This is a genomic window from Rhodococcus sp. PML026 (assembly GCF_000963615.1).
Classification (GTDB): domain Bacteria; phylum Actinomycetota; class Actinomycetes; order Mycobacteriales; family Mycobacteriaceae; genus Rhodococcoides; species Rhodococcoides fascians.
The window spans coordinates 232,450-232,846 of record NZ_KQ031373.1 but is presented as its reverse complement, the minus strand read 5'-3'; the positions used below and the strand labels follow the sequence as shown (position 1 = coordinate 232,846).

The 397-nt window shown below is 64.2% G+C and carries 1 protein-coding gene; it reads left to right on the top strand.

Features of this window, described 5'->3' with window-relative positions; all coding sequences use genetic code 11:
• A partial coding sequence (locus VF34_RS25870; protein ID WP_197077459.1) for a transposase occupies nucleotides 1–397 on the top strand: 397 nt, incomplete at both ends.

Here is a 397-nt window from a genome sequence, read left to right as displayed (position 1 = left end):
CGCCGAGGCGATCACAGGTCTCAAATCTGCCGTCGTCAACGCGCCCGAACCGATTCGAGAACAGCTCCGGGGTCTGACAACAGTCGCATTGATCGACGCATGCGCAGCACTGCGCCCGACCGCCGTCACTCCAGGTGCACTGACCGCGGCGATCAAGACTGCACTGCGGTCGGTGGCGCGACGGATCCAGCTCCTCGACACCGACATCAAAGCACTCGACAAAAACCTCGCAGTGCTCATCGACGATGCCGCCGAAGACCTCGTCGGCCGGTTCGGGGTGGGCTACGAAACAGCAGCACAGTTGCTGATCACCGTCGGTGACAACCCCCACCGCGTCAGCTCCGAAGCAGCATTCGCCAGCCTCTGCGGTGTCGCACCCCTACCCGCGTCCTCGGGC